Origin of the sequence: Mesorhizobium sp. B2-1-1 (assembly GCF_006442975.2) — a bacterium.
GTDB lineage: Bacteria > Pseudomonadota > Alphaproteobacteria > Rhizobiales > Rhizobiaceae > Mesorhizobium.
Genome location: NZ_CP083954.1, coordinates 3,189,144 through 3,214,807 on the forward strand (window position 1 = coordinate 3,189,144; position 25,664 = coordinate 3,214,807).

Here is a 25,664-nt window from a genome sequence, read left to right on the forward strand (position 1 = left end):
GGGACGACGCGCGCGCATTCAAAAGCGACGCATTTGGATGTCGTAAAATGAAAGGCAATCTTCAATGTCGGCCTGAGGCAGAAATCAGCAGGAATGATCGATGCTGCCATCGAAGCCATTGTGCCTCAGATCGGCAATGCGGACGATCATGCTCCGTTTGGGATCGAATGGAAGATCCTGAAAAGCGAAGTCGCGATAGAAGTCTCTTACGCCTTCGTCCAGCGGGTGTGTGATAACGCCGAAGCAGCCGATATTGCTGGAAAACCGCACCGCCGTCCTGAGCGCAAACAGGAGAAGGGAGCGCCCGCAGCCGCGTCCCTGATATTTGCGATCGACGGCCAACTGGCCGAGCAGGATTACCGGAATAGGGTCAGGCCGATTACGCTGTGCCGATTTGGGCAGGTATGCGCGTTCGATCTGGCCAGCGCTCAGCGCAACGTAAGCCGCTATCCCACCGGTTTCGGAATCACAGACGAGGCTCGTCCGCGACAATCCATCCTGCTGGTTGCGCCATGCATGACGGCGAAGCCAGTTGTTCAACGACTCGCGACCGCAATCGAAAGCGTCCCAGTCGTCATCCCCGGCGAGCGGACGGGGTGGCGTCAGTCCCGCCATACTGGCCTGGACGCAGCAAGCCTTTGCAGTCTGGGCTCGGTCTTTGGTGTCGATTTCGCCCAGGCCTCGAATTGTTCCCAATCGACGACGGGAATAACGACGACACGACCGCCCAAAACCTCCATCTCGGCGGCCTCAACAGCCTTGCGCCGAATGAAGTCGCTCAGATTTGTATGAGCCTGCTTGGCGGCGGCCTCGAGAATGTCACGCTCGTCCGAGGTGACGCGAACGCTGACAGGCGCCATGCTGGACATCGATAGGGCTCCTTATTTTGTATGACAATAGCATACGATCGCCCGTATCGCCAGCGCTACCAGATGCCGGTTCTGAGCCCGGTCCAGAGATAGAACCAGATCGTCGGATGGTACCACTGTTTAGATGGCAGGCTTGGATCGAACGTCACGAGTTTTCCGGCCAGAGCATCGCTGACCGCCTCGACGCAGATGTCGCGCGAAAACGCCGTCTGGCGCAGCGCATAGCTTGAGATCGTGTCGCCTGGTTTCGGCTGACCGTAGGCCTGTTTCAGCACGCCGCCCGTATCCACGCCGGCATCGACCAGATGCACCGTGGTGCCGAAATTCGCGGAATCGCCCGATGCCAACGCCCAGTAGCCGCCGTTCATGCCGCGATATTTCGGCGTGATGCCTGCGTGATAGTTGAGCACCGGGCAAGGCATCCTGGCCAACATGTCCTTCGACAGGAGTCGGCAGCCGTTAAGCAGGACGACGCCTGGCTGGATTCTCTGGATCGCCGCGAGACACTCCGGCCCATTGGCCGAGGCAACATGAATGATCTGCTGACCCGGCCGCGGCTCGGTATCGAGCTTCTCCTGCGCAATCAACCGGGCGGCATGGCTGGCGTAGAGCCGCTTGCCCAGCCTGCTCAGCACCATCGTGCCGAACTGGCCGATGGCCTGCAGCCAGCCCTGGCGACGGGCACGGCCAAGCAGCAATCGCTTTTTGGATTCAGGGACTTCCAGGATCACGATGACTGGGCCGACATGGTCGGCAATGGCGTTGACCATTGCCCATACGTGCTGGCCTCCTCCGGTAACGACCACGATCGGTCTCGGATCGGTTTCCGGTATTGCCATTGATCTTGCCACCCCCGGGACCAACTGCCACGGCCGGAGCTTAGACGGGGCGGGTTAATCCTTGGTATGCCGGAGCCGTCAGGAAGGCTCCGCTCAGCGCTTGAACTCCATGATGTCGAGCTTCGATTCGTAATAGGGAGCGGGGAACTCGATGCGCCATTCCCCGGCGCTATTGCGGAAGGCGTAGCCGACCTGGTCGGTCCGGGGGCCGCTGCCATAGGGTTTTGCCTGATCGTTGTTGACGGAACCGGAGCCGAGATAGATCGCACGCTTTTCGCCGTCGTCGAAGAAGCGGCCCTTGGTGCGCTGCGAGCCGGTGAGCTTTTCCAGTCGCCAGCCGGAGCCGTCGTCGGTCACCCTGCATTTGAACCAGCCATAGATAACGAGCGGGCTCAGCCCGCCCACCTTGATGGTGCGGCATTGCCACTTGCCGGTGAGGTCCTTGTCGGAGAAGGCAACCAGCGGCTTGGCCAGCAAGGCGTCGAGCTGCCTGACCTCGCCAGGATTGCCCGCCTTCGCCTCGGCAAGAGCCGCCTTGCGCGCCTCGCCATATTTGTCCAGCCGCGCCTTGTCGGCGGCGGTGATCAGCTTCTGCACCTCGCCGTCAGCAAGCGCGGGCAAGGTGCAGCAGAGAAGGCCGGCAACGGCAAGCATCGGGCGAAGGGTCATCGGCATTCCTCGTCGGTGTCCGGCAGCCGACCGCTGGACGGCGCCTTTGCATGGCTTGCGCGCAATTTACCCATTCGCGGCAGGCTGTCATCCGTGCTTAACAATGTCCGAGGTTAAAAACGATGGTGCGGCGAAATACGGATATTGCTTACAGGATCGTCGGGCTGGTTGGGTCGAAAGTGAGCCTGCCATGGCGATAGACGGCGACAGCCTTCCACGGGGACTGTCCGGAAAGATGTTTCGGACCGCAGCCGACAGCACCACGGGGGTCGTGGTGCTCGGCGGTTCCAGCGGTCGGGTGGACGTGTCGCGAGCCAGGCTTTTTGCGAATGAGGGAACGATGGCGGTTGCGCTCCGCTGGTTCGGGGACGAGGGCCAAGCCGCTGGCATCTGCGAGGTGCCGCTGGAGACCTTCTTTGCCGCGGCGGACTGCCTGGTGGAACTGGGCTGCAAGCGGATCGTCTTTGTCGGCACGTCGAAAGGCGCCGAAGCCGCTTTGCTGGCGGCAGTGCACGATTCGCGCATCAGCGCGGTCGTCGCGTTCAGTCCTTCGTCAGTCGTGTGGGGAAACATCGGCGCTGGCCTCGATGGCATCAGCTGGCCGGAGCGCTCGTCCTGGACACTGCGGGGCAGGCCACTTCCGTTTGTGCCCACGGACCCTGAATGGGAGCCAGAATATAGAGACGGTCTTATCGCCTACAGGAGTTTGTTCGAACATTGCCTGAAGAGGCACGAGACCGAGATCGAGGCGGCGACCATCCCGTTGGAGAAGACCAACGCCCAGATCCTGCTCGTCGCAGGACACGATGATGCGCTTTGGCCCTCGGACAAATTTGCGACCTCAATTGTGGAACGGCGAGCGGATGCCGGTTTGCCGACCCAACTTCTCCTGGCGGAGGACGCGGGCCATCGCATATTGCTGCCGGGCGAGACGACGCCGCGATCATCCCTGCATGCGCATGGTGGAAATGACGAGGCTGACGCCAGATTGGGGCAATTGGCCTGGGAACAGATCAAGGCCATTCTCCAGTAGGAGGCGGCGCTCCGTCCTGTCTTCGCCTTCGGAAAGGCGATAATCGCCAATCGCCGCGCAAGAGGGGCCGCAGCCCAGCCAGCGTCAGACGTCAGCCGCGGCCTTGGCCAGCCCGGCCGTCAGGTCTCCATAGCCTGTCGTGCGCCGCTCATAGACGAGGCCAAGCAGTTTCGCGGCCTTTTCCGCGACCTTGTCGAGCTCCGGATCGTCGGTCTGGGCCAGGTAGATCAGCTTCTCGTAATTGCCGAAATAGTCCTTGATCAGCTCCGGATGCCTGTCGAGACCGAGCGGCTTCATGAAGAAGGCATCGAATTGGCGGCAGAGGAAATCGGTCATGTAGAAGGACATCATGTCGTCGTCGGCGACCTTCGCATAGGCATCCATGCCCTGGTAGAAGGCGAAGCAATGCGGACCGGCCATGCGTTCGACGCCATGCTTCTCGCAGACCCGATCGAGCAGGCCGCCGGTGCCGCAATCGGCGTAACCGACGAAGATGTTGCTGTAGCCTTCCGCCTTGGCCTTTTCGATGGCCTTGTCCATCGCCGGCGCGATGCGGTCCGGATAAAAATGAAACTCGGCCGGAAGGCATGTCAATTCGAGGTGATGGAGCCCGAGCTGTTCCTTGACGGCCAACACCTCGCGCGCAATCATCCCGCAGGCGATGATGAGCAGCTTGTCCGCTTGATTCTGCTTAGGTCTGGGCATCTTCATGAAACCAGCCGAGCCGGCTTTCGTTGCTGTGGGGCGATCTACCGAGAGAGGGATAAACCGTCGATGAAACTGTTACGCATTGCGCCAATCGCAATCCTGGCTTGTGCCCTGGCCCTTTCGGCCTGTGCCAACACCGTCCGCGGCGTCGGCAGGGATATCAAGTCTACCGCGAAGGCCGTTGACGATACCGTCAAGAAACCCTGACCGCCGCTCCCGACATCTGGGAACAAAAAAGCCGCGCTGCAAGGCGCGGCTTCGTCTGTTGAGCGTCCGCCTTGCCTTGTATCAGGCGGAAGCGCGCACATTGTGTTTACGCTTCATGTAGTCCTTGGCGGTCTCGACCGCCACAGCGGCGTCGCGGCAATAGGCGTCGGCGCCGACCGCCTTGCCGAATTCCTCGTTAAGCGGCGCGCCGCCGACCAGGACGACGTAGTCGTCGCGGATGCCCTTTTCCTTCATCGTGTCGATGACGACCTTCATGTAGGGCATGGTCGTGGTCAGCAGCGCCGACATGCCGATAATGTCCGGCTGGTGCTGCTCGATGGCATCGAGATATTTCTCGACCGCATTGTTGATGCCAAGATCGATGACGTCGAACCCGGCGCCTTCCATCATCATGCCGACGAGGTTCTTGCCGATGTCGTGGATATCGCCTTTGACGGTGCCGATCACCATCTTGCCCTGCTTGGGCGCGCCGGTGGCGGCGAGCAGCGGGCGCAGGATGAACATGCCGGCCTTCATCGCATTGGCCGACAGCAACACTTCGGGAACGAACAGGATGCCGTCGCGAAAATCCTCGCCGACGATGCGCATGCCTTCGACCAGCGCTTCCGTGAGCACCTTGTAGGGTGCCCAGCCGCGCTCGAGCAGGATGCGCGTGCCTTCCTCGATCTCTTCCTTCAGACCGTCGTAGAGATCGTCGTGCATCTGCTGCACCAACTCGTCGTCGGAAAGCTCGGAGAGGATAATCTCGTCGTCGGACATTGTTTCTCAGGCTCCTTGCTGCCGGGAACGACCATGGCAGCTTAAAATCAACGCGCCAATACCTAACCCGCAAGGGGCGGGTATCCATAGCTGATTTGCGACTTCCCGCAAAAGGAAAGCGACTGAAAAATCTATCGGTTTTCTTGTCGATTTTGCGACAGGCGTTGGCGCGGACGGGCCGTTTCGAATAGGGTGCATGGCTACGATCCGCCGGAAGCCGCGATAGGCGGCCACAACGGTTCCGGGCCGGGCGCTAATCAAGCCGGTCCAAATTCAGGGAAGAACGATCATGAGCGAACACGCGGCAGTGGACCAGGAAGCGTCAAACGCGCGACGTGGACGCGGCGCCAGCGGCGGAGCGGCGGCAAGGCGGGCAGCGCGGTCGGGCGGCGGTCCCGGCACCCAGCTCACCTACATCAAGCGCAAGATCAACGTCTATGAAGTGCTGGACGAGGAAGGCCTGGCGCTGATCGAGAAGAACACCGACACGGTGCTCGAAGAAATCGGCATCATCTTCCGCGACGATGCGGAGGCGTTGCAGCTGTGGAAAGAGGCGGGCGCCGACGTCAAGGGCGAACGCGTGCATTTCCCGAAGGGGCTCTGCCGTTCGCTCTTGAAGACCGCGCCCCCCATCTACACCCAGCATGCCCGCAATTCCGAACGCTCGGTGCAGATCGGCGGCAATGCTACCGTCTTCGCCCCGGTCTATGGCCCGCCCTTCGTGCGCGACCTCGACGGCGTCAGGCGTTACGCGACCATCGAGGATTTCCAGAATTTCGTGAAGCTCGCCTATATGGCGCCTTCGATTCACCATTCGGGCGGCACCGTGTGCGAGCCGGTCGACGTGCCGGTCAACAAGCGCCATCTCGACATGATCTACGCGCACATCAAATATTCCGACAAGCCGTTCATGGGCTCGGTCACCGCACCGGAACGTGCTGAAGACACGGTCGCCATGGCCAAGCTGGTGTTCGGCGACGACTTCGTCGAAAACAACACGGTCCTGACCAGCCTGATCAACGCCAACTCGCCGATGGTCTTCGACGAGACCATGCTTGGCGCGCTGAAGGTCTATGCGCGCCACAACCAGGCCTGCATCGTCACGCCGTTCATCCTCGCCGGCGCGATGAGCCCGGTGACGGTGGCCGGCACGCTGACCCAGGTGCTTGCCGAGGTGCTTGCCGGCGCTTCGTTCACGCAGCTGATCCGGCCGGGCGCGCCGGTGCTGTTCGGCACGTTCGCCTCGTCGATCTCGATGCAGTCGGGCGCGCCGACCTTCGGCACGCCGGAGCCGTCGCTGGTATCCTACGGCGCCGCACAGCTCGCACGGCGCCTCGGCCTGCCATTCCGCACCGGCGGCTCGCTTTGCGCCTCGAAAATCCCCGACGCGCAAGCAGCCTATGAAAGCGCCAACACGCTGAACTCGACCATTCTGGCCGGCACCAATTTCGTCCTCCATTCGGCCGGCTGGCTCGAGGGCGGGCTGGCGTCCTGCTACGAAAAATTCATGATGGACATCGACCAGCTCGGCATGACGCAAAAATTCTCCGAAGGCGTCGACCTGTCGGAAAACGGCCAGGCGATGGACGCCATCCGCCAGGTCGGGCCGGGCAGCCACTATCTCGGCTGCGACCACACGCAGGCGAATTTCCAGACTGCCTTCTATCGCTCCAACATCGCCGACAACAATTCCTACGAGCAGTGGCTGGCCGAAGGCGAGAAGACCGCACCGCAACGCGCCAACGAACTCGCCCGCCGCTGGCTGGAATCTTATGAGGCGCCGCATCTAGATCCGGCGATCGACGAAGCGCTGAAGGACTTCATCGCCAAGAAGAAGGGGTCGATGCCCGACGCCTTCACGTGAAAGGAGCCCGAGTCAGGCGGGGCTAAAGTCGCCAACATCATCCACAAGGAAGTCTGGCGGAGCGCCTTCTCCGATCCGGTCAAGAAGGGATGATTCCTTCGCGCGGCAGGATGGAGGAGATTGCGGCCGTGCTTGGCGCCGACGGCCTCATCCTGCGTGGCGGCTTCACCTTTGCGGACGGCGAGGCGGCGCCTTGTGGCCGCTCCGGTGCACCAGCCAGGTCGGCGCTGCTGGTGGGACAGGCGGGGGCAGCACCCTGGCCGCATTTTCTGCGCTGGCGTGAAAAGCAGCCGCGAGCAATCGCCAATCCGCTCGACACCTGGTCCCGGCAGGTCATAGGCGCGGTCGCGGAAGAATTCGGCGCACGCGCCGTGTCGCCGTCCGACAAGCCCTATCTGCCGTTCCAGCGATGGGCGATGCGGGCCGAGGGCCTGAAGCCGTCACCGCTCGGCATCCTCATGCATCCGCGATATGGGCTTTGGCATGCCTATCGCGGCGCGCTGCTGTTCGAGGACGAGATCGCGCTTCCGGAGGCTCGCGAGGCGATCCATCTTTGCGACGCCTGTGTCGACAAACCGTGCCTGAAATCCTGTCCGGTAGATGCCTATTCCGCGGAGGGGTTCGCCCATCAAGCCTGCCTGACGCATGTGCGCGGGCCGAGTGGCGACCCCTGCCGTGACGGCGGCTGCCTTGACCGCAATGCCTGCCCTTATGGCGTGGCCTATCGCTACCCCGCGGACATGCAGGCCTTCCACATGGCAGCGTTCGCGAGCCGGTAAGCTCGTCGCGCTGCCGCACGAAATGTTGACTGCCAAAATCAGGCAACAGCTTGCCCTGTCGGCGTGCCCGGATATGTATCGCCCAGCAACCGAACGGAGCTGGCGATGCCGAAACAGGACCTTCAGATCAAGACCAGGGACGGCACGGCGAGGGCGGGGCTGTTCCGCCCGGCCAACGCTTCCCCGCCCAAGGCCGGCATCATCCTCTATATGGATGCCTTCGGCCCGCGCCCTGCGCTCGACGGCATGGCCGAGCGGCTGGCGGAGGAGGGCTACGCGGTTCTGGTGCCCGATCTCTTCTATCGCAACGCGCCCTACGGTCCTTTCGATGCCAAGACCGCCTTCGTCGAGGAGAGAACCAAGGTGCCGCTAATGGCGCTGATCAGCGGCACGACGCAGGAGATGACGATTGCCGACAGCGGCGCCTTCCTCGACGCACTCGCTGCCGAAGGCGTCACCGGGCCGATCGGCGTTGTCGGCTATTGCATGGGCGGCGCGCGGGCGCTGAACGCAGCCGCCTCCTATCCGGATCGCATCAGGGCGGCGGCCAGTTTCCATGGCGGCAATCTCGCCACCGACGCGGCCGACAGTCCGCACCGCAAGGCGGGGTCGGTCAAGGCACGCGTCCATGTCGGCATGGCCGGCGTCGACAGGAGTTTTCCGCCCGAACAGTCGGCGCGGCTGGCCGAGGCGTTCAGGGCGGCGGAAGTCGATTACGTGCTGGAGAATTATGTCGGCATGGCGCATGGCTGGTGCGTGCCGGACCACAGCGTCTACAACGAAGATGGCGCCGAGCGGCATTGGAACCGGTTGATCACCCTGTTTTCCGAGACGCTCGGGTAAAGCCAATCTTCGAGAGGTCGGCGCCGCCCCTCATCCGCCCTTCGGGCACCTTCTCCCCGTAGAACGGGGAGAAGGAAGAGGTACCAGTAAAAAAATCTTTCCCTCACCCCAAGGATTGGCCATTAGCCTTCGTCCAACAGGCAAATGATGGCGATGATGCTGGATGAGAGCGAAGCCTCCGACGCCGAACTGATCGGGCGGGCGAAGGGCGGAGACAGGGGAGCTTTCGGCGCGTTGCTCGAAAGGCACTATGACTTCGTCTATCGCGCCGCCTACCGCTGGTGCGGTCGGAAGGCGGACGCCGAAGACATCGCCCAGGAAGTCTGCGTCCGGCTCGGCAAGGCGATCCGCGACTATCGCGGCGGCAGCGCCTTCACCACGTGGCTCTATGCCATGACGCTGAACGCCGCGCGCGACATGATGCGCAAGAGCGCCCGCGAGACGGTCAAGACCGAAGCCTATGGCGTCCATGCGCTGATTTCGGGCGAGGCTCCGGCCGAGAACGAGGATCTTGCCGAGGCGCTGTGGGCCGCGGTGCGGCGACTGCCCGACAAGCAGCGCGACGCCGTGCTGCTGGTCTATGGCGAGGGCTTGAGCCACGCGGCCGCCGCCGAGGCGATGGCGATCTCGGAGACGACGGTTTCCTGGCACATCCATGAAGCGAAGAAACGGCTGAAGACGCTCATGCGTTCAGCCGGGGAAGTGTGACCATGGTCGACGAGAACGAACTCAAGAGGCTGCGCGACATAGTGATCCCGGCTCCCGGCGAGAGCGCGAAGGCGCGCGCCTTCGAGGCCGCCTTGCGCGCCTATGATGAGGAAAATATTTCCGCCGTCAGCCAAGGATCGGCCGGCGGTCTTCGTCTCACAGAGCGAGCACGAAAGCTCTGGAGCGAAATCATGCAAAAGAAACTCATTGCCACGCCGGCTATTGCCGGGCTCGTCGCCCTGCCGATTGCCGGATACGCCACTTTCCATATGCTGAGGGAACAGCCGTCCACTTTCGGCGGCGGCGAAAAGATCACCGAGACGCTGGCCGACAAGCCCGCCACGGTGAAGCCGCTGGCTAAACAGGCCACGGGCGATCAGGCGATCGACAAACCGCTCGCAACGAGCGCGCCTGAGAAAGACAAGAAGACCGACGCAGAAAGCCGCGACGAAACGGAGGCCTTGGCGGCGCCGAGCAGATCCGAATCGGCCGTTGCTGGAGGCCTGGCGCCGCAGAATGCGCAGGAACAGGTTGCGCCGGCGGAACCTGCGCCACCTGCCCCAACGGGCGAGTTCGCCCTGGATAGCACTGCCGCGCCCAGCACGTCGCGAGCCGCACGCATGTCCAAAATGATAGCACCGCAGCAGCCGGCCGTGGCGCCGGCGGACCAGATCGCACCACCGGAGGAAAATCGCGACCGCGTCCAGGATTTCAAGACCAATCTGGTGCATTCGGCACTCGAGGACCCGGTCTCGACCTTTTCGATCGATGTCGACACCGCTTCCTATTCCTTCGTGCGCCGTTCGCTGAAGGAGGGTTTCCTGCCGCAGGCCGACACGGTGCGGGTCGAGGAGATGATCAACTACTTCCCCTATGACTGGAAGGGGCCGGATGCGGTGTCGACGCCGTTCAATTCGACCGTCAGCGTCATGCCGACGCCGTGGAACGCGCACAGCAAGCTGATGCATGTCGCCATCAAGGGTTTCGACGTCAAGCCGGCCGAGCAGCCCAAGGCCAATCTGGTGTTCCTGATCGACGTCTCGGGCTCGATGGACGAACCGGATAAATTGCCGCTGCTCAAGTCGGCATTCCGGCTGCTGGTCAGCAAGCTGAAGGCCGACGACACCATCTCGATCGTCACCTATGCCGGCGATGCCGGCACGGTGCTGATGCCGACAAAGGTTGCCGAGAAGGACAAGATCCTCAACGCCATCGACAATTTGCAGCCGGGTGGCTCGACGGCCGGCGAGGCCGGCATCAAGGAGGCCTACAAGTTGGCCGAGCAGTCCTTCATCAAGGACGGGGTCAACCGCGTGATGCTCGCCACCGACGGCGACTTCAATGTCGGCCAGAGCGACGACGACGATCTCAAGCGCCTGATCGAACAAGAGCGCAAGAGCGGCGTCTTCCTGTCGGTGTTCGGTTTCGGCCGCGGCAATCTGAATGACCAGATGATGCAGACCATCGCGCAGAACGGCAACGGCACCGCCGCCTATATCGACACGCTGGCCGAGGCGGAAAAGGTGCTGGTGGAGGATGCCTCCTCGACGCTGTTCCCCATCGCCAAGGACGTGAAGATCCAGGTCGAGTTCAATCCCGCCAAGGTCTCGGAGTACAGGCTGATCGGCTATGAGACCCGCGCCTTGAACCGCGAGGATTTCAACAATGACCGCGTCGATGCCGGCGAGATCGGTTCGGGCCATTCGGTCACCGCGATCTACGAGATCACGCCCAAGGGCAGCGGCGGCGAACAGATCGAACCGCTTCGCTATGGCCAGGCCGCGGTGAACAATGGTGGCGTCGCCAATGCGGACGAATACGCCTTCGTCAAGATACGCTACAAGCTGCCCAACGAGGACCTCTCGAAGCTGATCACCACGCCGGTGACGTCGGCCAACGAGGTTGCGTCTTTCGACCAGGCCACCACCGACCAGCGTTTCTCCGTCGCGGTCGCGGCCTTCGGCCAGAAACTGCGCGAGGAGGATGCAACGGCGAAGTTCGGCTACGACAAGATCTTGGAGATCGCCACAGCCGCCCGGGGAGCCGACCCGTTTGGGTACAGGTCCGAGTTCCTCTCGCTTGTGCGCCTTGCCTCGGCGCTGGGCGGCAACCGCTGATGTTGATGACGGTCGGTTTCTTCCAGATGGGGTCGTTCTGATGGGAAAACCGGCCATGGGCGGGTGAGGCGAGGCCGGCGAGGGGGCATTCCCTGCCGGCCCGTTTTTTGCGGAATTTGCGATTGTTAAATTGCGCGGCATTTCCGGTACCGGATCGCAATTTCCTCTTGTTACGCCGGATAGGTGTGTGGGGCTGAGGGAGCCGGAATTGCAGATCAGGACTACCGCCAACTCGACACCGCCGGCACGGGACGCTTCGGCGGCCGCCCAATCAGCCGAATCCAGGCGCATCGGCGACGATGTCGCGCAGGCGCGCCACACCGCCATGTCGGCTCTGACCAACGACCGTTTCCGCATTATGCTGGAGCAGATCACCGATCCGGTTTCATCCGGAGCGCTGATGACGATGCGCGGCGACAATGTCGTCGATCTCAAATCGGCGCAGTCGAGCTACGCCGACAACAGCGAATAATTAGAAAGCGGTGGCTTCAGGCCCGGCTGCGACGACGCTCGCGGCGGGCCTCGCTGGTCTCGGCGCTGTTCGCCGTGGCCACCTTGTTGCGCATCGGACCGATGCGCTCGACAATCGTCTCGACGGTCGGACGATCCGCCTTGGTGTGGGCGTCGAGCGCCTTGCGCATGGCGGCCAGGTGCTGGAACGAGGTGCCGCAGCAGCCGCCGATGATTTTCGCGCCCCCGTCGACGGCAAGGCGCACATAGTCGGCCATCAATTCGGGCGTGCCGGAATAATGGATCTCGGTGCCGCGGAATTCGGGAATGCCGCAATTGCCCTTGACGATCACGGTTGCCTCCGGTTTCGCCTGCGTCATGTCGAGCAGCGAGGCGAGGATGTCGGAAGCGCCGACGCCGCAATTGGCGCCGACGCCGAGCGGTGCTTGCGACAAGCCGTCGGCGACGCCGTGTATGTCCTTCGGCAGCAGGCCCATCATGGTGCGGCCGGCTGTGTCGAAAGACCCGGTATAGGTATAGGGCAGGCCGACGCGGATCGCCGCTTGGGCGGCGGCACGGATCTCGTCGGGCGCCGACATGGTCTCGATCCAGGCGACTTCGGCGCCGCCCTCCTTGAGGCCTTCGATCTGCTCGGCGAAGGCGTCTACCGCCTCGTCATAGGTCATGGCGCCAAGCGGCACCAGCAACTCACCGGTAGGGCCAACGGAGCCGGCAACGATCACCTTGCGGCCGGCCTTGTCGGCAACCGCGCGGGCGATCTCGGCGGCGCGCTTGTTCAGGGCGTGCACGCGGTCCTGCGCATGATGCAGCTTCAGCCGGTGACGGGTGCCGCCGAAGGAGTTGGTCAGGATGATGTCGGCGCCGGCGTCGACGAAATTCTGGTGCAGGCTGGTGATGGTGTCGGGCTTGGTCTCGTTCAGCAGCTCCGGCGCCTCGCCAGCCTCCAAACCCATTGCGAACAAATTGGTGCCGGTGGCGCCGTCAGCCAAAAGCACGCCTTTTTGCGCCAGCAGCGCGTCGATCGGGTTGGTCGTCGTCATCGGATTGGCTTTCACATTCTGAATTCGAATAAGGATATAAAGAAGTCTTTATGTCCAGTCAATAAAATAGCGACGGCGGAGTCGCAGTTGAAGGGCGCGGTTACGGGTGCCCACTGTCATGCGGAACCTGATGGGAACGACATGCCGGCCAGATTGCGCGCGAAGCTTGCTGCCTCATGCGGGTTGACGTCGGCGGCCCGGATCAGATTGTCGAAATGCCGGGTCAATGCCTGGACCGGCTGGGTGGCATTCAGCACGACATACATGTCGCCGACATAGATGGCGGCGCGGTAGGGTCCGAAAATGGTGAGCGGGATCGAATAGCGCATGCGGCCGTCGTAGAGAAACAGGCGGAAAGTCGGATAGAGGTCATCAAGCAGCGTCGCCATATGGGCGAGTTGCTGCCGACGATCGGCCTCCGGAAAGCGATCCCAGACGCCTAGGCCGCGTGCAAAAATCTCCAGCGTGTGACGCGGCATGCAGACTTCCATGTCGGTCTCTGGGCGCCGGTTGTATTCGATGCGGTATTGGGTCTCGCTGGCCTGTGCGAGCCTGCTCCTGTTGGTGATGTTTGCCTCATAGTCGACCAGCGCGTGCGTCCGCAGAAGATCGGGGATGCCGGCCGGCACATAGCGGATCTTGGTGCCCGCGGCCTCGGCGAACCATCTGGCCAGAAGCGTGCGGTCAAAACCGTCGGGGGCTTCCTCGATCTCCAGGCTTTCGCGGATTTCACCGGTGACGCCCTCGTCCTGGCTGAGGCCGAGCAGCCAATCCAGCGACACCTTGAACTCGGCCGCGATATTGAGCAGCGTTTCGGCCCGCGGCAATCGCGTCGACGCGCCGGACATCAGCTGTGACAGCGCCGACCGATCGATGCCGACGGCGGTGGCGAAGGCGGACTGGTTGAGGTCGGACCGTGTCAGGAGCAACTTGAGACGCTCCCGAAAGATTGCTGACAGATCTCGTTTGTCCATCTTCCAAGTCTCCGAATCATGAGGAAAAATTTTCGCCGAGACGTCCTGACGAGGCGCTCCAGGCGTAAATGAATCCCTGGGTCTGTTTACAATCTGTAACATGTGCGGTTGAAAATGCGCAATCGCAACATTTTGTACACTTTGTCTCGTTGAGTGGAATCGTTTCTCCTGACACTATGCTGTCAGGAGCCGCTGGGGTTCCGGCGACTGAGGGGCAGTGGTCGATAGCATGACTGGCAAGAGCATAAGGCGACGCAATACACCGGCCATCGAGTGGCCAACCGCAGCCCTCGCTTTCTTCTGTTACGGAGCATGGCTTGCCACCGGTCTACTGCTCTGGCCGTCCTATCCGATCTTCGCGCTCGCTCTCCTCGGTTTCATCCTGGCACTTCAGTCGTCGATCATGCACGAAGTGCTGCACGGCCATCCGACGCGCAATGCCCTGATCAACGAGGCTTTCGTCTTCCTGCCGATCGGTGTGGTCTGGCCGTTCCGCCGCTTCAAGACGCTTCATCTGCGCCACCATGCCGACGAGCGCCTGACCGATCCGCTCGACGATCCGGAAAGCTACTACCAGGCGCTTTGGCAGCATGACGACCTGCCGCGAGCAATGAAATTCCTGCTCAGGATCAACAACACCATGGCCGGCCGGTTCTTTCTCGGTCCCTGGCTGTCCTGCATCGGCTTCTTCATCGACGACGCCAAGCACATAATGGCCGGCGACAAGGCCATCCGCAAAGCCTGGCTGCTGCATGCGATCGGCCTCGCCGTCGTGGCGCCGATCGTGCAGTTCGGCTTTGGCATTCCGCTTTGGCTCTATATTCTCCCGGTGTGGCTCGGCCAGTCGCTGATCGCGATCCGCACCTTTGCCGAGCATCAATGGTCCGAGCATCCCGAAGGCCGCACGGTGATCATCGAGCGCTCGCCGCTGTCGTTCCTGTTCCTCAACAACAATTTGCACTTCGTCCACCACAAGACCCCGACGGTGGCCTGGTACAGACTGCCTCAGCTGTTTCGCGAGCGTCGCGAGGAATGGCTGCGGATGAACAATGGCTATGCCTATCCCAACTATTTCGCGCTGATCAGGTCCTATGCTTTCAAGGCCAAGGAGCCGATCGTGCATCCGGTGTTGCGGCGCCAGCCGGAGCCGGGCAGGGCGTTCAAGCCGCGCGTCAGGGCGCGCAGCATCAGCGGGCTCGGCACCGCGCCAGTCCCGGCCGAGCCGCCCAAGGAATGAAGCCCGCGACACGACGGACGGTGTCGGCTATCTCAAATCCGACGCCGCGTTTTTGTGAACCTCTCTCCAGATTTAATGGTCAGATCCCGGCATGAGCGAATTCGTTGCAGCGCTGCCGATGTATGACTGGCCGGAAGTGCGTCGCGAGGTCGACGACCAATGGGCACTGCTGCGCGATGCCTTCCGTCAAGGGGGGATAATCGATGCGCCGGAGACCGTCATTCGCCGCAACGGCGATCTGCCGCCGGTGCCGGGTGGCATTCATAGTGGCACCGGCGTTCTGATCGCGCCCGACCCCGCGACATTGCCGCCGGACGCGCTCGATTTTCACCAGCTCTGGCTGCATCCCGCACTGCTGTTCGCGCAGACTTGCTGGGGGCCAATGGAGCTTGGCCTGGCCAGCCATGTGCAGGTTGTCGGCCAGCCGAGCTATGACGTCTACGAAGGCGGCCAGGGCGAGCTTTATTCGAGCGCGCTGGTGATGCGGGCGGACGGCAAGGCGTCGGTGCCTGCGCCTGGCAATGGCAGGCCCGTCATCCCGCTCGATCTGATCCGGGGCAAGCGCTTCACCTTCAACAGCCTCGATTCCATGTCCGGTATCATCGCGCCGACGCGCGACCTGGAGGCGTTGGGCGAAAGCCTTGATGTGTTTTCCTCGCGCAGCGAAAGCGGCGGACATCGCGCTTCGATCGTCGCCGTGGCCGAGGGCAGGGCCGATGTCGCGGCGATCGACTGCGAGAGCTGGGCGCTGGCGCAGCGCTTCGAGCCGGCGGCCAGCCAGGTGAAGGTCGTCGGCTGGACGGGCCTGCGCAAGGGCCTGCCCTTCATCACCGCGAAAGCGACGCCGGAAAAAACGGTTGCCGCGATGCGCGAGGCCCTTGCCGGCTTAGCCGAGCAGCCTCGCATCCAGCGGATAGGTTGAAAGCTTTTCGTTGCCGGTGCCGGTGACCAGGATCTGTTCCTCGATCTTGACACCCTCGCGCCCGCCGAGCCTGCCGATATAGCTCTCCACGCACAGCACCATGCCTGGCTCGATCACGCCGTCGGGCGTATCCGATGTCCAGTCGTCGGCATGCGGCAAGGTCGGGTATTCGTCCGCCAGCCCGACGCCATGGTAGAGCACACCATAGCGGATCGGGAAACAGTCGCCGGGCGGCACCGCCGAGCGGTCGACAAGGTCGCGGAAGGAGGTGCCCGGCTGTATCAATTCGGTATTGTGCGCGATCTGGTCGGCGGCGATGCGGAAAAGATCGCGTTGTTCGTCGGTTGGCTTCACATCCCCGCACAGCCAAGTGCGCGACAGGTCGGCGCAGAAGCCGTAGGGGCCGATCAGGTCGGTGTCGAAGGCGACGAGATCGCCCGCCTCGATGAGGCGCGAGGAGCATTCCTGGAACCAGGGATTGGTGCGCGGGCCGGATGCCAACAGCCGCGTCTCGATCCATTCGCCGCCGCGGGCAATGTTGCCGCGGTGCAGTTCGGCCCATAATTCATTCTCAGAGGTGCCGGGCTTCAGCGCCTGTTCCATCTCGCCCATTGCCGCCTCGCAGGCGACGATGGCGCGGCGCATGGCAAGGATCTCGTCCGGGGATTTGACCAGCCGCGCATTCTCCATCACCGCTTCGCCATTGCCGATGGAAATGCCGAGGCGCGCAAGTTCCTCGACGCCTTCCGGGTTGATGTGGTCGACCGCGATGCGGCTGTTGCCGCCGCCATGTTCCCGCACCAGATCGGCGATCCCGGCCGCCCAGCGGCGGACCTTCTGCTCGGTGAGTTCGCCGCTGTAGAGATACATCCACGAGACGGCGGGGCGAACCTCGTCGACGACGCCGGAATGGTCCGACAGATGTTCGCAGGAGAAATAGTCGAACAGCACCACCGGCCCTTCGGTGGCGACGAAACAATGACGTGTCGGGTTGTGCGCCACCCAAAGCTGCATGTTCGTGGAATCGGCCGCATAGCGGATGTTGACGGGATCGTAGAGCAGCGCGCCGGCGTAGCCCCGGCGCCTCAGCTCCGTGCGGATGCGCTCCAGCCGATATTTGCGCATTTTGGCCAGGTCGGGGGCGGCAATGCCTGCCGCCGCCCATTCCGCTTCGGCTGTCGCGCCGTAGCCCAGCACATGCTGGTTGAGATCAGCCGCCTTCCGGCGGGAGGCCTCGCGCAGCGCCTCGATCGAGCCCGGCACAAACGGCATGATCTTGCGGTGGCGGCCGAAGCTCCCCTTTGGCGCCGCGCTGTCCATGGCGAAACCTCAGCTCCGCATCTTCTCGCCGCTCGGGTCGAACGGCGCCTCGACATTGATGCGGGCCGGACGGCGATGGCCGAGAATCTCGATCTCGAACAGGCCGGCGCTTTCATCCTGGGCCAGCGCCGCCGGCACGTAGCCCTGCGCCATCGACTTCTGGACGTAGTGGGCATAGCCGCCGGAGGTGACCCAACCGACCACGCGCCAGTCGCCGTCGACGATGCCGCGCACGGCGGATGCGCCTTGTGCCGCCTTGGAGCCCCGCACTTCCTTGCCGGCCGCATCGAAGCGCGGCGCGCCAAAGCCATGCGGCTTTTCCACCGTACCGTAGTCCTTGCCGACCTTGGCCCAGATCGGCTCGTCACCCATCACGTCGGCGTCGGCCGCCTCGACGATAAAGGACACGCGGCGCAGCTTCGGTCCTTCGGCCCGTTCCCTGGCGGCCGCGTCGCGGCCGATAAAGTCGTTCTTCTCCAGCTTGATGAAGCGGTCCATCGAGCCTTCGAACGGTCCGTAGATCGGGCGCAATTCGCGGAACCAGGTCGGGAAGTTCTTTTCCAGGCGCATGGAGAGCAGGGCGCGCATGCCGAAATCGACCAGGCCGAATTCTTCGCCTGCGTCCCTGATCGCCTTGTAAACCAAGCGCTGATAGGCCGGCGCCATCCAGATCTCGTAGCCGAGGTCGCCGGTATAGGTGATGCGGTTGACCATGCAGGGCGCGCCGCCGACCGCCATTTCGCGGAAATCCATGAAGCGGAAGGCCTTGGTCGAGATGTCGACATCGACCAGCTTCTGCAGGAGATCCCGCGACTTCGGTCCGGCAATCGACAGGCCGACAAGCGTCTGGTCGAAGCGGTGGATGCGAACCTCTGACGCCCTTGGACCATCTTTCGGCAGGTGCTTTTCGAACCAGCGCATGTGATATTTCTGCGCGGCCGACGAGCCCCAGATCATGAAGCGGTCTTCCGCGGCCTTGGCGATGGTGAAGTCGCCGATCAGCTTGCCGAATTCGTTGATCATCGGGGTCAGCACGATGCGGCCCGCCTTCGGCATGCGGTTGGTCATCAGCCGGTTGAGGAAATCCTCCGCCCCTGGTCCGGAGACTTCGTATTTGGCGAAGTTGGCGATTTCGGTGACGCCGACGCGCTCGCGCGTGGCGCGCACTTCCTCGCCGATCGGCCCAAAATCGTTGGAGCGGTGGAAGGACACGATATCCTTGGGCTCCTTGCCCTTCGGCGCGAACCATAGCGGGGTCTCAAGGCCCCAGGAGTCGCCCATGACGGCGTTGTTGGCGAGCATGGTGTCGTAGAGCGGCGTCGTCTGCGCCGGGCGTGCTGCCGGCAGTTCCTCATTGGGGAAGCGGATCGAGAAGCGGCGCGAATAGTTCTCGCGCACCTTGGCGTTGGTGTAGCGCAGGCTCGCCCATTCGCCGAAGCGGGCGACGTCCATGCCCCAGACGTCGAAGCCGGGATCGCCATGCACCATCCAGTTGGACAGCGCCAGGCCGACACCGCCGCCCTGGCTGAAGCCGGCCATGACGGCGCAGGCGCACCAGAAGTTGGTCAGGCCCTGCACCGGGCCGACCAGGGGATTGCCATCCAATGCGAAAGTGAAGGGACCGTTGATGATCTGCTTGATGCCGGCCTTCTCGATGCCGGGGAAATGCTTGAAGCCGACCTCCAGCGACGGCGCGATGCGGTCGAGGTCGGGCTGCAACAGCTCGTGGCCGAAATCCCAGGGCGTGTTGACCGGCGACCACGGCTTGCACGCCTTTTCGTAAGTGCCGAGCAGGATGCCGTTGCGCTCCTGGCGGGTGTAGATCTCGCCCTTGAAATCCATCACGCCGATCATCTCGCGGCCGGTCGATTTGTTGAATTCCTCGACCTCCGGCATGGGCTCGGTCAAGAGATACATATGCTCCATGGCGAGCACCGGCAGCTCGAGGCCGACCATGCGGCCGATCTCGCGCGCCCACAGGCCGCCGCAGTTGACGACATGCTCGGCGTGAACCGTGCCTTGTTCGGTGATGACGTTCCAGGTGCCGTCGACCTGCTGCGTCAGTTCGACGACGCGGTTGCGCAGCACGATCTCGGCGCCGAGTTTCTTCGCCGCTTTCGAGTACGCAATCGTGGTGCCGGACGGATCCAGATGGCCTTCGACCGGATCCCACATGGCGCCGACGAAATTCGTCTCGTCCATCAGCGGGAACATCGCCTTGGCCTCGGATGGCGTGATCAGCTCGGTATCCATGCCGAGGTAGCGACCCTTGGCGTGGGCAAGCCGCAGGAAGTCCATGCGCTCGGGCGAATCGGCCATCATCACGCCGCCGGTCAGGTGCAGCGAACAGGACTGGCCGGAAAGCTCCTCGATCTCCTTATAGAGCTGCACGGTGTAGGCCTGCAGCTTGGCGACGTTGGGGTCGCCGTTGAGCGTATGGAAGCCGCCCGCCGCGTGCCAGGACGAGCCGGAGGTGAGCTCCGAGCGCTCGATCAGCATGATGTCTGTCCAGCCGGCCTTTGCCAGGTGATAGAGCACCGAGCAGCCGACGACGCCGCCGCCGATGACAACCGCTTTTACATGGGATTTCATGAAGCTAGGTCCGTTTTTGAAGAGATTGAATCGGGTGAGTGCGGTATGAAAACAAAGCGGAGGTCGGATGCAGCGATGTTTTCGACCAGCCTGTCGTCGAGCGCGGCGAGGATGGTTTCGCACACGGGAGTACGGTGTTTCAGGACTTCATAGCTCCAGAGGCGCAGGATCGAGTAGCCTTGGGCGCGCATGAAATCGTCACGGCGGCGGTCGTAGGAACTGTCGGCGTGCTGTGAGCCGTCGAGCTCGACGATCAGCCATTTTTCGCGGCAACAGAAGTCGGCGTAATATGGTCCGATAGAGAACTGTCGCGTGAACTTGTAGCTACCAAGTTTGCGGGTTTTCAGCTCGAGCCAAAGCAGTGCTTCGGCCTGATTGTTGCCTTGCCTGAGTTTCCTGGTTCTCTGGGTTGTAACTGACTTTCGGCGACTGCGGGTTTTACGAGCGGCTTCCCCCACTCCGTCGCTGCTTCGCAGCGCCACCTCTCCCCCCTCCGGAGGGAGAGGAAGGGAGCCAGCCTGGCCAAGTCCGCGCCCTTCCTCTTCCCCGTCGATCGGGGGAGAGGTGTCGAGCGCAGCTCGACGGAGTGGGGGTCGACCGTTCATCGAATCCATACGCGTGATCAGTTCATCAACAACGCAGACGATCAAAAATCGGTCGGCGCGCCGCCTTCGGCGCGGCGTTTCTGGACGAAGGCGTTGAGCTCTTCGCGGATCGCCGGGTCCATGTAGGGCTCGTCATAGGAGGCCAGCCGCTCCTTCCATACCTTGTTGGCCTTTTCGAGCGCCGTCGGCGAGCCGGCTTCGGCCCAGGTCTCGAAATTGCGCCAGTCGGACAGGATCGGCGAGTAGAAGGCGGTCTTGTAGCGATCCTGCGTGTGCTGTGTGCCGAAGAAGTGGCCACCGGGGCCGACCGACTGGATGGCGTCGAAGCCAAGCGCCTGTTCGGACAGGTCGAGCGGGGTCAAGAATTCCGCCACCATCTGCAACAGGTCGATGTCGAGGATGGTCTTCTCGTAGGAGCAGCGCAGGCCGCCTTCGAGCCAGCCGGCGGCGTGCATCATCAAATTGCCGCCGCCCTGGATGGCGCCCCACAGCGAGAACACGCTTTCATAGGCGGCCTGTGCGTCGACCGTGTTGGCGGCGCAAGTGTTGGAGGTGCGGTAGGGGATGTTGTAGCGGCGGGCCAGCTGGCCGCCGACGAGCTGCGCCTTCATGTATTCGGGCGTGCCGAAGGCGGGCGCACCCGACTTCATGTCGACATTGGAGGTGAAGCCGCCATAACCGACCGGCGCGCCCTTCCTGACCATCTGGGCAAACGCGATGCCGGACAACGCCTCGGCGTTCTGCTGCACCAGCGCGCCGGCAATGGTCACCGGCGCCATGGCGCCCGACAGGGTGAACGGCGTGACGATGACGACCTGGCCCTTGCTCGACATCTGGATGATGCCTTCCATCATCGGCACGTCGAGTTTCAGCGGCGAATTGGTGTTGATGATGGTGAAAACGGACGGTTCTTCGAGCAACTGCTCGTGGCTGATGCCGCGCGCGATACGGGTGATCTCGATGCCGTCGACATTTCGTTCCTTGCCGAGCGAATAGATGTGGAACACCTTGTCGGTCAGCGTGGCGAGGTCGCGGATGCATTCGAGGTGGCGGACGGAGGGGTGGATGTCGATCGGCTCGACCGGATAGCCGCCCGTGCAGTTCAGTATGTTGTGCATCTGCGCCAGGCGCAGGAAATTGCGATAGTCCTGCTGGTTGCCGGGCCGGCGGCCACGATCGATGTCCGAGCAATTGGGCGCCGAGGCCATCATCGAGATGATCAGATTGTCGCCGCCGAAGCGCACATTGTGCGCGGGGTTGCGGGCATGGATGGTGAATTCAGGTGGGCAGTGCGACACCAGATCGAGGATCATGTCGCTGTCGAAGCGCACGCGCTCGCTGCCTTCGCGCACGTCGGCGCCATGTTCCTTCATGATGCGGCGGGCTTCGTCATGCAGGACGTCGACACCGATCTCCTTCAGCACCCGCAGCGAGGCCAGGTGGATCGATTCCAGCTCGTCGTCGGAAACCAGCTTGGTCGGCTGGAGCGGGATTTTCAGCTGGCGGAACGGCGGCTGCTCGAACGCGGCCGAGCCGCCTGCGCGTTTTCCGGCGCGGCCGCCGCGGCGGGCACGATCGGTTGCCAATGCCGGTTCGGCGGGTTGAAGGGCGGCGGTCATGAGGGGCCTCGTACGATGCGAAAGTGGGCGGCATAATGGACCGGCGGCTGTCCGGCCATTGCGGAGGCGGCGACCACTAGAGCGAGGGAAGCGACATGCCGGAACGGCAGCTGCGTGGTCCCGAGGCGGGCCCGCGGATAAGGGGGCGCCATTCGTTGCAGTATCGTCTTTTGCTTCTGATAAACTTGTGCGTCGAATATCTCCGGAGGGAGAGCCATGCCTGACGTCGTCAAAGTGCGTGCCGCCACCAACAACGAAGTCGCGTTCCTCTCCTGGGACCTCGACGGGATGATCCCGGGCTGCCTGGGCTTCGAGATCGTTCGCCTCTATCCCGACACCGGCGAGGAGCGTTGCCTGGCTTCCTGGGTGCCCTTCAAGGGACAGCGCAACAAGGACTGGATCCCCCAGGATACCGGCGTCTGGCCGGTGCAGAAGACATTCTGGCGCGATCTCACTGTCCGGCGGCGCCGCGACAGCCTGGATGTCAGGCCAGACGGCGAAATGATCGCCTACCGGGTGCGTCCGGTCGGCGATATGAAGGCCGGGCTCGATCCCGTGCCGGTGCGCCCGGAAAAGACCTATACCGGCCCAGCGCGGCCGCTGGGCTATCTCGGCCGGGGCGCGGTCAGTCCGCCGATCTTCCTCGGCCAGATGTTCGGCAAGGCGCGCGTCGCCTTCACGAATGGCGTGCTGTCGACGCAATGGATGTCGCGCGCGCTGGCCGAGGCCGGCATCAAGCTCGGGCAGCGCGACAAGATCAGGGCTGTGCTGCAGGACCCGACCAGCAAGATACGCGCCTACCTGCATGGCGACGTGCCTGATGTGCTGACCAGCCTGCTGAAGCGGGCCAAGGCCGAAGGCGGCACGGTCAGGCTTGCGCTCTACGAGCTTGGCGACGACGAACTGTGCGACGCAATCATTGCCGCCAGGGATGTCGTGGAGGTCATTCTTTCCAACTCGGGCAGGGATGACCAGACGAAGGCCTGGGACGCTGGCAACGCGCCTTACAGGAAGCGGCTGCACGACGCAGGCGTCGCGATGACGGATCGCCTGTTCAACAACAACCATATCGGCCACAACAAGTTCGCCGTCTATCGCGATGCCCAGGGAAAGCCGCAATCGGTGATGACGGGCAGCACCAACTGGACCTCGATGGGCATTTGCGGGCAATCCAACAACGCCTTCATCCGCGACGACCCGGCGATGGCCGAGATATTCGACGCCTACTGGCAGCGCATGAAGGCCGACCTGTTCCCGCCGCCGGCCACGGAAAGTGCCGCCGGCCATGTCGCGCAGACGCAAGGCGTGCCGTTTCGCAGGGAGAACCACAGGCCAAACCCGCTCAGCGGCGCCACGGCGGCGCTGGACGGCATGACGGTGTGGTTCTCGCCCAATGATCCCGAGCGCAACAAGAAGGACATCTCGGTGCGGCCGGTCGATCTCGAGGACCTCTTCGCCCGCATCAAGGCAGCCAAGCGCGCCGTGCTGTTCCTGGTGTTCAATCCTTCGCGGCTCGGGGACAATTCGATCGTCGACCAGGCGGTGGCGGCGGCGAGGGCCGATCCGAAGCTGATCGTGCAAGGGGCGATCAGCGATGAGACCGCCATGCCCAACTATGTCGCGCCGACCAAGGATACGGTCACCCACAAGTCGAACAGGGACGGCAAGTCGCCCTTCGTCTATCCGGAGAAGGTCTGGGAGGTGCCGAACGTTTCCATCGTGCGGGCGGCGAACCTGACCGGCGCCACGATCGCCCGCGATTTCCAGGCGGAGGTGCTGACCGTCGGCCATGCCATCGTGCACGACAAGATCGTCATCATCGATCCGATGGAGGACAACGCGACGGTCGTCACCGGCAGCCACAACCTCGGCTACAAGGCTTCCTACGAGAATGACGAGAACATGGTGATCGTCGAAGGCGACAAGACCTTCGCCGCGGCCTATGCCGTGCATATGCTCGACGTGTTCGACCACTACAAGTTCCGCGCCTGGCGCAGGACCATCGGCAAGGGACCTTCGGATGACGATGGGCTCTCCATCGACGACAAGTGGCTGAAGCCTTACGCGCAAGGCAGGAAAGGCGCGATCGCACGGTATTTTCCATAGTGCTGCCGGCGGGTGCTGGCGGCTTTTGACGCGAGCCTTCCGGTGCACGGCGCCGGCCGTTGGCGCAAGCGGATTTCGCTGTCCGGCCCTTCCTTTCCCGTGATCGAACCGGTAGCTGATGGCTTGCCGATCCGCAGGTCGGCGATTCACTCATGGAACGGCAGCATGGTCGCGACCGGCTCGAGCCAAGGCGAAGCGGCAACGCAGTGGGCAGCGCTCGCCGGCGTCACCGCAGCGCTGGCGATGTTCGGCGCCGCGCAAGGGCTGAGCTCGCCGCTGTTCACGCTGCTGATGCAGAAGCAAGGCATGTCGCCGGGCCTGATCGGCCTGTCGGCGGCGATGATGCCGGTTGGCTTGATCTTGTCTGCCTCGTTCGTGCCGGCTGCCGTGCGGCTGGTCGGCGCCCGCACGCTCGCCGTCGGCTGCTCGCTGATCGGTGCGCTGTGCTTCGTGGGCATCGGCTATCTGCAGGATTGGGTGGCGTGGTTCGTCCTCCGTTTCATCATCGGCGTGGTCATCAACCCGCTCTATATCCTCGGGGAGGTTTGGGCGCTGTCGCTGGCGCCGCCGGCGCGACGCGGCCGGGTGATGGGCGTGTTCAACACGCTGATGGGGGCCGGCTACGCGGCCGGGCCTTTCACACTGACCCTGCTCGGCACGTCGGGCTGGGCTCCCTTCAGCGTCGGCATTGGCGGGTTCGTGCTCTGCGCCGTCATTCTGCGCCTTGTCTCCTCAAAGCTCACCGGTTTCGAGGATGACGGCCAGCCAGCCGGCAGCTTTGTCGGTTTTGCCCGGCTGGCGCCGGCGCTGCTGCTGGCGGTGCTGGTCTCGGCAGCGGTCCAGCAAAGCACCTATGCGCTGGTTCCGGTCTTCGGCGCCGGCTATGGCTTGCCGGAAGCCGTGCTCGCCGCTCTGGTGATGGCGTTATCCCTGGGCAATATCCTGCTGCAGATCCCGCTCGGCCTGCTCGCCGAACGCTTCGGCGGCCGCCCCATGATCCTGGCCTGTGCGGTGGCGACCACCGTTTGCGCGCTTCTGCTGCCGCTGCTGATCACGACGCCGCTGATCTGGGCGGTGCTGCTGGTGATGGGAGCGGTCGGCTATGGCGTCTACACGATGGCGTTGGTGGAACTCGGCAGCCGGTTCAAGGGCTCGCTGCTGGTCACCGGCAACGCCGCTTTCGCCTTGTTGTGGGGCGTTGGCGGCATTGTCGGTCCGCCCAGCGCCGGTCTGCTGATGCAGGCGATCGGGCCTTTGGGATTGCCGGCGGTGATCGTCGGCCTGGACGCGCTGCTGGTCGCCTTCGTGCTCTACAGATCGGCCAGCCGCAGAGGCTCCTGACAGGGTTTGGCCGGAACAAGC

23 protein-coding genes are annotated in these 25,664 nt (G+C 63.2%); 11 read left to right on the forward strand and 12 right to left on the reverse strand.

Going from position 1 to position 25,664, the window contains the following annotated elements; all coding sequences use genetic code 11:
• Positions 1–84: 84 nt before the first annotated feature.
• The 4 genes from FJ972_RS15600 to FJ972_RS15615 all read right to left on the reverse strand — a co-directional run bounded on the left by FJ972_RS15600 (position 85) and on the right by FJ972_RS15615 (position 2,377).
• Complete coding sequence (locus FJ972_RS15600) at positions 85–615, reverse strand: GNAT family N-acetyltransferase (protein WP_140495652.1); 531 nt, start codon at positions 613–615, stop codon at positions 85–87.
• Positions 603–869, reverse strand: coding sequence for a DUF1778 domain-containing protein (locus FJ972_RS15605; RefSeq protein WP_140521108.1), 267 nt, complete (start codon positions 867–869; stop codon positions 603–605). The genes FJ972_RS15600 and FJ972_RS15605 overlap by 13 nt, the downstream gene beginning before the upstream one ends.
• A gap of 56 nt (positions 870–925) precedes the next feature.
• The gene (locus FJ972_RS15610; protein ID WP_140521107.1) at positions 926–1,708 is read right to left on the reverse strand and encodes a formyl transferase; all 783 of its coding nucleotides are present in this window, start codon (positions 1,706–1,708) and stop codon (positions 926–928) included.
• 93 nt (positions 1,709–1,801) lie between these two features.
• A complete protein-coding gene (locus FJ972_RS15615; protein ID WP_140521106.1) occupies positions 1,802–2,377 on the reverse strand; it encodes a DUF4893 domain-containing protein in 576 nt (191 codons plus the stop codon).
• A gap of 190 nt (positions 2,378–2,567) precedes the next feature.
• Between FJ972_RS15615 and FJ972_RS15620 the strand changes: the two genes are divergently transcribed.
• Positions 2,568–3,410: an acyl-CoA thioester hydrolase/BAAT C-terminal domain-containing protein gene (locus FJ972_RS15620; protein ID WP_140521105.1), complete on the forward strand. Its 843-nt coding sequence runs from the start codon at positions 2,568–2,570 to the stop codon at positions 3,408–3,410.
• A gap of 84 nt (positions 3,411–3,494) precedes the next feature.
• Here FJ972_RS15620 and FJ972_RS15625 read toward each other — a convergent pair whose 3' ends face one another.
• The gene (locus FJ972_RS15625; protein ID WP_140521104.1) at positions 3,495–4,121 is read right to left on the reverse strand and encodes a DUF1638 domain-containing protein; all 627 of its coding nucleotides are present in this window, start codon (positions 4,119–4,121) and stop codon (positions 3,495–3,497) included.
• A 285-nt stretch (positions 4,122–4,406) separates the two neighbouring features.
• A complete protein-coding gene (locus tag FJ972_RS15630) occupies positions 4,407–5,105 on the reverse strand; it encodes a corrinoid protein (RefSeq protein ID WP_140495658.1) in 699 nt (232 codons plus the stop codon).
• A gap of 289 nt (positions 5,106–5,394) precedes the next feature.
• Between FJ972_RS15630 and FJ972_RS15635 the strand changes: the two genes are divergently transcribed.
• The 6 genes from FJ972_RS15635 (at position 5,395) to FJ972_RS15660 (ending at position 11,888) form a co-directional block, all read left to right on the forward strand.
• The gene (locus FJ972_RS15635) at positions 5,395–6,969 is read left to right on the forward strand and encodes a trimethylamine methyltransferase family protein (protein WP_140495659.1); all 1,575 of its coding nucleotides are present in this window, start codon (positions 5,395–5,397) and stop codon (positions 6,967–6,969) included.
• An 89-nt stretch (positions 6,970–7,058) separates the two neighbouring features.
• Positions 7,059–7,748 carry a 4Fe-4S dicluster domain-containing protein gene (locus tag FJ972_RS15640; protein ID WP_140521103.1) on the forward strand — a complete coding sequence of 230 codons (690 nt, stop codon included), beginning with the start codon at positions 7,059–7,061 and terminating at the stop codon, positions 7,746–7,748.
• Between the two features lie 105 nt (positions 7,749–7,853).
• On the forward strand, positions 7,854–8,591 hold the full coding sequence (locus FJ972_RS15645) for a dienelactone hydrolase family protein (protein WP_140521102.1): 738 nt from the start codon (positions 7,854–7,856) through the stop codon (positions 8,589–8,591).
• Between the two features lie 147 nt (positions 8,592–8,738).
• Positions 8,739–9,299, forward strand: coding sequence for an RNA polymerase sigma factor (locus FJ972_RS15650; protein WP_140516325.1), 561 nt, complete (start codon positions 8,739–8,741; stop codon positions 9,297–9,299).
• A gap of 2 nt (positions 9,300–9,301) precedes the next feature.
• Positions 9,302–11,416 carry a vWA domain-containing protein gene (locus FJ972_RS15655; RefSeq protein ID WP_140521101.1) on the forward strand — a complete coding sequence of 705 codons (2,115 nt, stop codon included), beginning with the start codon at positions 9,302–9,304 and terminating at the stop codon, positions 11,414–11,416.
• Positions 11,417–11,624: 208 nt separating this feature from the next.
• The gene (locus tag FJ972_RS15660; RefSeq protein WP_181169919.1) at positions 11,625–11,888 is read left to right on the forward strand and encodes a hypothetical protein; all 264 of its coding nucleotides are present in this window, start codon (positions 11,625–11,627) and stop codon (positions 11,886–11,888) included.
• A gap of 16 nt (positions 11,889–11,904) precedes the next feature.
• Here the strand turns inward: FJ972_RS15660 and bmt are convergent, their stop codons facing one another.
• Together bmt and FJ972_RS15670 are read right to left on the reverse strand one after the other, a co-directional pair.
• A complete protein-coding gene (bmt, locus tag FJ972_RS15665; protein ID WP_181171550.1) occupies positions 11,905–12,927 on the reverse strand; it encodes a betaine--homocysteine S-methyltransferase in 1,023 nt (340 codons plus the stop codon).
• Positions 12,928–13,043: 116 nt separating this feature from the next.
• Positions 13,044–13,901 (reverse strand): helix-turn-helix domain-containing protein, encoded by an 858-nt coding sequence (locus FJ972_RS15670; RefSeq protein WP_140521099.1) that lies wholly within the window; start codon positions 13,899–13,901, stop codon positions 13,044–13,046.
• Between the two features lie 229 nt (positions 13,902–14,130).
• Here FJ972_RS15670 and FJ972_RS15675 point away from each other — a divergent pair, with 229 nt between their 5' ends.
• Together FJ972_RS15675 and FJ972_RS15680 are read left to right on the forward strand one after the other, a co-directional pair.
• Positions 14,131–15,138, forward strand: a complete 1,008-nt coding sequence (locus FJ972_RS15675; RefSeq protein WP_140521098.1) for a fatty acid desaturase — start codon at positions 14,131–14,133, stop codon at positions 15,136–15,138.
• A gap of 91 nt (positions 15,139–15,229) precedes the next feature.
• The gene (locus FJ972_RS15680) at positions 15,230–16,060 is read left to right on the forward strand and encodes a phosphate/phosphite/phosphonate ABC transporter substrate-binding protein (RefSeq protein WP_140521097.1); all 831 of its coding nucleotides are present in this window, start codon (positions 15,230–15,232) and stop codon (positions 16,058–16,060) included.
• Here FJ972_RS15680 and FJ972_RS15685 read toward each other — a convergent pair.
• The 4 genes from FJ972_RS15685 to FJ972_RS15700 all read right to left on the reverse strand — a co-directional run bounded on the left by FJ972_RS15685 (position 16,025) and on the right by FJ972_RS15700 (position 22,196).
• Entirely contained in the window at positions 16,025–17,380 is a 1,356-nt protein-coding gene (locus tag FJ972_RS15685) for a M24 family metallopeptidase (protein ID WP_140521096.1), read from the reverse strand. The two genes, FJ972_RS15680 and FJ972_RS15685, sit on opposite strands and share 36 nt — an antisense overlap.
• Positions 17,381–17,389: 9 nt before the next feature.
• On the reverse strand, positions 17,390–19,972 hold the full coding sequence (locus FJ972_RS15690; RefSeq protein ID WP_140521095.1) for a GcvT family protein: 2,583 nt from the start codon (positions 19,970–19,972) through the stop codon (positions 17,390–17,392).
• Positions 19,969–20,454: an endonuclease domain-containing protein gene (locus FJ972_RS15695; protein WP_140521094.1), complete on the reverse strand. Its 486-nt coding sequence runs from the start codon at positions 20,452–20,454 to the stop codon at positions 19,969–19,971. Before FJ972_RS15695 ends, FJ972_RS15690 begins: the two co-directional genes overlap by 4 nt.
• Before the next feature lie 164 nt (positions 20,455–20,618).
• Positions 20,619–22,196 (reverse strand): trimethylamine methyltransferase family protein, encoded by a 1,578-nt coding sequence (locus tag FJ972_RS15700; RefSeq protein WP_140521093.1) that lies wholly within the window; start codon positions 22,194–22,196, stop codon positions 20,619–20,621.
• A gap of 216 nt (positions 22,197–22,412) precedes the next feature.
• On the opposite strand from FJ972_RS15700, the gene FJ972_RS15705 reads away from it, so the two are divergent.
• On the forward strand, positions 22,413–24,302 hold the full coding sequence (locus FJ972_RS15705) for a phospholipase D-like domain-containing protein (RefSeq protein ID WP_140521092.1): 1,890 nt from the start codon (positions 22,413–22,415) through the stop codon (positions 24,300–24,302).
• A gap of 165 nt (positions 24,303–24,467) precedes the next feature.
• Positions 24,468–25,643 carry an MFS transporter gene (locus tag FJ972_RS15710; protein ID WP_140521091.1) on the forward strand — a complete coding sequence of 392 codons (1,176 nt, stop codon included), beginning with the start codon at positions 24,468–24,470 and terminating at the stop codon, positions 25,641–25,643.
• Positions 25,644–25,664 lie beyond the last annotated feature (21 nt).

What these genes read in the sequence shown, in the direction of transcription:
- FJ972_RS15600 (WP_140495652.1), bottom strand. Translation starts at nt 615, where the DNA reads ATGGCGGGACTGACGCCACCCCGTCCGCTCGCCGGGGATGACGACTGG.
- FJ972_RS15605 (WP_140521108.1), bottom strand. Translation starts at nt 869, where the DNA reads ATGTCCAGCATGGCGCCTGTCAGCGTTCGCGTCACCTCGGACGAGCGT.
- FJ972_RS15610 (WP_140521107.1), bottom strand. Translation starts at nt 1,708, where the DNA reads ATGGCAATACCGGAAACCGATCCGAGACCGATCGTGGTCGTTACCGGA.
- FJ972_RS15615 (WP_140521106.1), bottom strand. Translation starts at nt 2,377, where the DNA reads ATGACCCTTCGCCCGATGCTTGCCGTTGCCGGCCTTCTCTGCTGCACC.
- FJ972_RS15620 (WP_140521105.1), top strand. Translation starts at nt 2,568, where the DNA reads ATGGCGATAGACGGCGACAGCCTTCCACGGGGACTGTCCGGAAAGATG.
- FJ972_RS15625 (WP_140521104.1), bottom strand. Translation starts at nt 4,121, where the DNA reads ATGAAGATGCCCAGACCTAAGCAGAATCAAGCGGACAAGCTGCTCATC.
- FJ972_RS15630 (WP_140495658.1), bottom strand. Translation starts at nt 5,105, where the DNA reads ATGTCCGACGACGAGATTATCCTCTCCGAGCTTTCCGACGACGAGTTG.
- FJ972_RS15635 (WP_140495659.1), top strand. Translation starts at nt 5,395, where the DNA reads ATGAGCGAACACGCGGCAGTGGACCAGGAAGCGTCAAACGCGCGACGT.
- FJ972_RS15640 (WP_140521103.1), top strand. Translation starts at nt 7,059, where the DNA reads ATGATTCCTTCGCGCGGCAGGATGGAGGAGATTGCGGCCGTGCTTGGC.
- FJ972_RS15645 (WP_140521102.1), top strand. Translation starts at nt 7,854, where the DNA reads ATGCCGAAACAGGACCTTCAGATCAAGACCAGGGACGGCACGGCGAGG.
- FJ972_RS15650 (WP_140516325.1), top strand. Translation starts at nt 8,739, where the DNA reads ATGGCGATGATGCTGGATGAGAGCGAAGCCTCCGACGCCGAACTGATC.
- FJ972_RS15655 (WP_140521101.1), top strand. Translation starts at nt 9,302, where the DNA reads ATGGTCGACGAGAACGAACTCAAGAGGCTGCGCGACATAGTGATCCCG.
- bmt (WP_181171550.1), bottom strand. Translation starts at nt 12,927, where the DNA reads ATGACGACGACCAACCCGATCGACGCGCTGCTGGCGCAAAAAGGCGTG.
- FJ972_RS15670 (WP_140521099.1), bottom strand. Translation starts at nt 13,901, where the DNA reads ATGGACAAACGAGATCTGTCAGCAATCTTTCGGGAGCGTCTCAAGTTG.
- FJ972_RS15675 (WP_140521098.1), top strand. Translation starts at nt 14,131, where the DNA reads ATGACTGGCAAGAGCATAAGGCGACGCAATACACCGGCCATCGAGTGG.
- FJ972_RS15680 (WP_140521097.1), top strand. Translation starts at nt 15,230, where the DNA reads ATGAGCGAATTCGTTGCAGCGCTGCCGATGTATGACTGGCCGGAAGTG.
- FJ972_RS15685 (WP_140521096.1), bottom strand. Translation starts at nt 17,380, where the DNA reads ATGGACAGCGCGGCGCCAAAGGGGAGCTTCGGCCGCCACCGCAAGATC.
- FJ972_RS15690 (WP_140521095.1), bottom strand. Translation starts at nt 19,972, where the DNA reads ATGAAATCCCATGTAAAAGCGGTTGTCATCGGCGGCGGCGTCGTCGGC.
- FJ972_RS15700 (WP_140521093.1), bottom strand. Translation starts at nt 22,196, where the DNA reads ATGACCGCCGCCCTTCAACCCGCCGAACCGGCATTGGCAACCGATCGT.
- FJ972_RS15705 (WP_140521092.1), top strand. Translation starts at nt 22,413, where the DNA reads ATGCCTGACGTCGTCAAAGTGCGTGCCGCCACCAACAACGAAGTCGCG.
- FJ972_RS15710 (WP_140521091.1), top strand. Translation starts at nt 24,468, where the DNA reads ATGGTCGCGACCGGCTCGAGCCAAGGCGAAGCGGCAACGCAGTGGGCA.